We start from the raw sequence: 1236 nt of genomic DNA, 5'->3' as shown, positions 1-1236 counted from the left end.
TATGTGTTGTATACCTCAGGGTCGACAGGTGAGCCGAAAGGGGTGTCGGTAGCGCAGCGAGGATTAAGTCACTATGTGAGTCATGCTAGTGAGGAGTACTTAGTGGGGTTATCAGGCGCAGTGGTGAGTTCGCCGTTAGCGTTTGATGCGACGGTGACGAGTTTACTGAGTCCGTTAGTGAAAGGGTTGTGTGTAGAGGTGTTGCCAGAAAGTACGGATGTCATTGAATCGCTGGCGTTGAGTATCAGTGGTGATGAGGCACAGCTTTATAAAGTGACGCCGGCACACTTAGAAGGGTTATGCCATGTCTTAGCGGCAACCGACGTTGCCCATTGCTTTGTGGTGGGAGGAGAGCAATTTACGCGACCGTTACTGCGTCGCTGTCAGGCATTGTTACCGGAGTCAACGTTTATTAATGAATACGGTCCGACAGAAACGGTGGTGGGTTGTAGTATCTACCGTGTCGGCCCAGGTGAGAGTTTGGAAGGCGAAGGCGGTGTACCGATTGGTAAGGCGATTCAGAACACCCAGCTGTATGTGGTGGGTGCGTATGACCAGTTACAACCGTTAATGAGTATTGGTGAGTTACTGATAGGTGGAGACGGGGTAGCGAATGGTTATGTGGGTCGTGAAGACCTGACGGCGTCGCGTTTTGTGGCGAACCCCTTTAGCTCATCGGGGCGCGTGTATCGAACGGGTGATTTGGTGCGTTATTTGAGTGATGGCGAGTTGGAATACATAGGTCGTCGCGATGCGCAGGTGAAGATACGGGGATACCGTATAGAGCTAGGAGAGATTGAGCAGCAACTGCTTTCCTTACCGTCAGTGAGTGCGGCGGTGGTAACGGTTCAGGAAGAGGCCTCGGGCGCGAAGCGGTTGTTGGGTTATGTGAGTCTGACAGAGGACAGCCAACAAGATGGCAATGCGTTACGGGAAGCGTTAATCGCGAAGTTACCGGCGTACATGGTACCGGCGGTGGTGACAGTGTTGGATAGTTTACCGCTGACGGTCAACGGTAAAGTGAATAAAGCGGCGCTGCCGCTGCCCAGTGGAGAAGGCAGTGCGGTGGCGTATGAAGCGCCGAGAAATGAAGTGGAAGCACAGCTGTGTGCCGTTTGGTCGCAAGTATTGGGCGCAGAGCGAGTAGGGAGACATGATAACTTCTTTACCCTGGGAGGGGATTCCATCTTATCCATCCAGGTGGTGTCATTACTGAAGAAGCAAAATATCCAATTG

Annotated in this window: 1 protein-coding gene; it reads left to right on the top strand. The window is 52.4% G+C overall.

Going from position 1 to position 1236, the window contains the following annotated elements; genetic code table 11:
• Positions 1-3: 3 nt before the first annotated feature.
• A partial coding sequence (locus tag AN214_RS21680; RefSeq protein WP_268795524.1) for a non-ribosomal peptide synthetase occupies positions 4-1236 on the top strand: 1233 nt, incomplete at its 3' end.

The organism is Pseudoalteromonas sp. P1-9 (genome assembly GCF_001399975.1).
Classification (GTDB): Bacteria; Pseudomonadota; Gammaproteobacteria; order Enterobacterales; family Alteromonadaceae; genus Pseudoalteromonas.
Note: the sequence above shows the minus strand (reverse complement) of the source record. Positions and strands in the feature narration are given on the sequence as shown.